General features: G+C 69.9%; 2 protein-coding genes and 2 pseudogenes. 1 reads left to right on the top strand and 3 read right to left on the bottom strand.

The window, feature by feature from the left end; all coding sequences use genetic code 11:
* Window positions 1-220 (top strand): annotated as a pseudogene (locus Q1V87_RS05870) (IS110 family transposase); the annotation flags it as partial.
* Window positions 221-228: 8 nt separating this feature from the next.
* Here Q1V87_RS05870 and Q1V87_RS05865 read toward each other — a convergent pair.
* From Q1V87_RS05865 to Q1V87_RS05855, 3 genes and pseudogenes are all read right to left on the bottom strand, one after another.
* Window positions 229-3225 carry a glycosyl transferase gene (locus Q1V87_RS05865; RefSeq protein WP_300591247.1) on the bottom strand — a complete coding sequence of 999 codons (2997 nt, stop codon included), beginning with the start codon at window positions 3223-3225 and terminating at the stop codon, window positions 229-231.
* 97 nt (window positions 3226-3322) lie between these two features.
* Window positions 3323-3646 (bottom strand): WhiB family transcriptional regulator, encoded by a 324-nt coding sequence (locus Q1V87_RS05860; protein ID WP_228177570.1) that lies wholly within the window; start codon window positions 3644-3646, stop codon window positions 3323-3325.
* Window positions 3647-3798: 152 nt separating this feature from the next.
* A pseudogene (locus tag Q1V87_RS05855) lies at window positions 3799-4158 on the bottom strand (mannose-6-phosphate isomerase, class I); the annotation flags it as partial.

The raw sequence follows: 4158 nt of genomic DNA, 5'->3' as shown, positions 1-4158 counted from the left end.
CGCCGGCGATAGCGCGCTCAAACGCGTGTTCTACCAATCCGCGTTCGTCGCGATCACCTGCGACCCCACCTCGAAGGCGTACTACCGGCGCAAGCGCACCGAAGGCAAGACCCATCACCAAGCCGTCCTCGCCCTCGCCCGCCGACGCGTCAACGTGCTCCACGCCGTCCTCCGCAACCGCGACCCCTACCGGAGCCAAGCCACCCCACACGCCGCTTGACAAACGCATTAGGAAGCCTCCTCGCCCGTCGGCTCGCTCGGCAGAGCCTGGGCCTCCTGCGCGCCGTCCTCGAGGCGCCGAGCCCTTCCGGCATCCATCGCCCGCTCAGCGGGTGTCAGGCCCACAATGCGCGGATGCTGCCGCGCACGGGCCCGGCTCCCCCCCGTCGGTGCCGCAAGAAGCAGGGCGATCACGATGACCGCGATCTGAAGGATCTCGATCGCGATTCCCCCCGCCGGGTTCTCGGCGCTCGGCCTGGCCGCGATGTCAGAGGTGACACGCCACAGATCGCCCCGTTCGGTGGCCCCGACAGGATCGAGGTCATCGCGCTGATCGAGCGCTGTGGCGGACTCGCGCCGGAGCACGTCAGCCGCGGGTGCGTCGGCGCCGGGAGCGAGGAGCACGAAAGCGATCCCCTGCTCAGCGAGCGCAGCAACGGCGTCGGGCGAGGTCGAGCTTACGAGCGCCGCAGCAGTGGCAGCGAGCTGAGCTGACGCGTCATCCACCGCCGTCCGGGTCTCGAGCACGGTGCTGTGGGCACCGAGGGTCTCGCTGCCGCCCCAGACCACGCGTGCGGCGAGGCTTCCGTCGGCTTCGGCCGTCAGCACGATCGTCCCTGTCGCGGTGTCGCCACCGCTGTCGGCTTCGACATACGCCGGCAGCGTGCTGGTCGGACCATTCGTGAGGGCTGTCGCACCCCGCGCCCACGCCGTCAGGGCCGGGGCTGCCAGGACCACCAGAGTCACGATGCAGACGACTGCGGCGGATGCCGAGACGGCTCCGGCATGCCGTCGGAACCGAGCCATCTCGGCCCGACCGAGCTGATCGAGTGTCAGGATGGCGCCGCCCACCATGCCCCACCACGCGAGAGTCAGCCCCGCCCCCGGCCACAGCGTGAGAGCGTTCGCGCCGTCGAAGCGCGCCGCGATCGCGGTGGCTGCCACAGCTGTGGCAACGCCCAGCACGACCAGGGCGAGGTGCGCAAGCCCGACCGGCCATCGCGGTGTCGCAGCAGCGGATGCCGCCAGCAGCGCGATCGGCACCAGCAGCGCTGCCGGAACCCACAGTGGCAGGGCGGAAAAGAGCTCTGCCCAGCCTGCACCGCTCGAGGCCGGGAACCCGAGAGAAACCCACAGGCGCGTTCCCGCATCCGCCGTCTGCGCAAGGGCGTCGATCGGGGCGCCGGGGTCGGCGAGAAGCCCCCAGGGGTTTGCCGCGTGAAGCTGCGCCCATGCCACGGGCAAAAAGATCACGATCGTCGGAACGGCGACCCAGAGCATCCGTGCGACGCCGGCTCCGGAACGACGCACGGCGGCGGCAATGATCCCAGCGAGCAGGACGAGGGCGAACGCGGGAGCGAGCGAGGGAGCCGCGGCGATGACAGCTGCGGCCAGCAGCGAGGCAGCTGCTGCCGGGACCCACGAGCGGTGCGCGACGGCACCGGCAAAGACCAGCCACGGCAGCAGAAGGTGCACGATCACACCGGTCGGGATGCCCTGGGTCAGGGCAACCAGGAAGGTCGGCGCGAGCGCCCACGCCACACCGGCAGTGATGCGCAGCACCGGACGATCGGTGATCCGCGTCGCCGCAAACCACCCGCCGAGAGCTGCCAACGGCAGAGCCGCCAGCCACAGGAGGACGAGAGCCCGGCTAGGCGCGAAAGGCCAGAGGGAGCCGATGACCGCCACGACCGCCGAGAACGGGTCGGCCGGGCCCGACACGTTCCACCCCGTTGGTCGGAGTCCGTACGCCGCATCAGCCCAGAGCCCTGCGACGGTGTCTCGCAGCGGCTGGAGAGCTCCGCCACCGAGCGCCGGCCACGCTAGCAGGGCGGGGAAGGCAGCGAGTGAGACAGCTGCCATCGCGAGGACGAGCCAGGCTCCGCCACCGCCGAAGAAATGAAGCTCACCACGCGGGAGCGCGTCGGGATCGTGCTCGGTGGGCTCGGCCGCACGCTCGCGCGCGAGCGCGGTCGAGACGCGAAGAGAGGCGATCCTCGACCAGGGCACGCTGCGGTGACGGCGCAGACGGCGTCTGCCGCGCGCGATCGCGGCAAGGCGCACCATCGCCAGAATCGTGGCCGCCCACTCCCCCGCGATTCGACCCGGGTCCTTCATCACCAACTGGGCGATCGTGCGGCCGAGGGCAAGGAACGGCAGCGACAGCCAGATCGGAACAAGCAGCAGCGGATGCGCAGAGGTCAGGCGTCGGTGCAGCTGGGCCGCGCGGCGTCGCGCGATGATCATGCGACGCCGGCTACCGGTTTCAGCGAACGGAAGCCCGGCAACCCCATCGCCCGAAACGCCGACGCGCGTGGTGGGGGCCAGTGCAACGCGTCCTCCCATGAGGCGTGCCGCCACCGCGGGGTCAAGGCCCTCGTCTGCGTCGCGCAGGGCCGGGTCGATCCCGCGCAACGCACGGAAGACAGACCCGCGCACCAGCACGGCGCGGATGTCGGAGCCCAACACATCGGTGATGCCATCGCGCTGGCCCTGGTCAAGATCTCCCGCAGCCAGCTCCACCGACGCACCCGTGCGGGTCATGCTGACCCCGAGCGACACGATCCGCTCAGGTCGGTCATGGCGGACGAGCTTGGGCGCCACGAACGCGAGCGTGGGTGAGAGCTCGAGCTGCCCGGCGAGGCGCGCTAGAGCCTCGGGTTCGGGAGCGGTGTCTTGCGCGAGCAACCACAGCAGGTCGGCATCCATACCCGTGCCGCCGCGAGGACCCGGTTCAAAGGCGGCGCTCGCCACAGCCGCCGCGAACCGCGTCCGCCGCCCGAGACGGATGACGCGGACGCCTCGCCCATCGGCGGTGGGATCGGGAAGGCTGCCCGGTTCGAGGGCGTCTTCGACAGCAGGATCGGTCCCGCACACGGCCAGTGTCACGGCATCGGGCCGCCGGGAACCGCCCGCCAAGGACGCGACCGTGCGACGAAGGTGGTACGCCGCGGACGTGCGACCGTCGGGACGCACGACGACGATCGCGTGAACAGTGCCGGGCATGACGCCGTCAGCCTATGGTTGTGTCCGCCGCCCCAGGCGCCTTGGGCCCGGCGTTTCCGGTCGAGGGCTCACGTGAGCACTGCGACCCCGCAGGCGGTCAGCTCGCCCGGCGCTTGAGCTTGCGGCGCTCACGCTCGCTGAGCCCGCCCCAGATCCCGAACCGCTCGTCGTTTTGGAGCGCATACTCCAGGCACTCGCCGCGCACATCGCACGAACTGCAGATGCGCTTGGCGTCTCGTGTAGAGCCGCCCTTCTCGGGGAAGAACGCCTCGGGATCGGTCTGCGCGCACAGCGCGTCGGTCTGCCAGGCGAGCGCGTTCTCGTCTTCGGGGTCGACGCGACGTACACCGGGCACACCGAGATGCACCGGGTCGACGAACCAGTTGTCCGGCACACCCGACCGATACTGCGAAGCCGACATGTCGTTCTCCCCACCTCAAGAACTCCCCCACGCGGTCAGCGTGTTGCAGTAATTACACCGGTGTAGTTCGCTGCGGTCAAGTCGCAGATCGTAAACCCTCAATCGCCGCCTTAACCTTCTTGGCGGAATTCCCGGCGTGTCGCGGGTGATGACTACCGTCCGGGTTCGGCGATGAAGACCTCGCCGGATCCCGAGATCGAGACTTGGGGCTCCCCCGTGACGAAGACCGCCTGGCCCGCGCTCAGCCGCAGCTGCATTCCCGAGGCGGCGACGGAAACATCACCGGCGACGCACAGAGCAATCGCTGGTCCGGTCAATCCGACGGGCGCGGTGGTCCCCGAATTCACGTCTACACGCAGGAGCGAGAAATCGGGCACTCCGACGTCGTAGCGAACGAGCTCACCGGCGCCGTGGGGCTCGACCAGCGGCACCGCACCCGCCGTCGTATCGACCACACGCATGAGTTCTTCCACGTCGACATACTTCGGAGTGAGTCCGCCACGCAGAACGTT

The organism is Microbacterium sp. (assembly GCF_030149085.1).
GTDB lineage: Bacteria > Actinomycetota > Actinomycetes > Actinomycetales > Microbacteriaceae > Microbacterium.
Note: the sequence above shows the minus strand (reverse complement) of the source record. Positions and strands in the feature narration are given on the sequence as shown.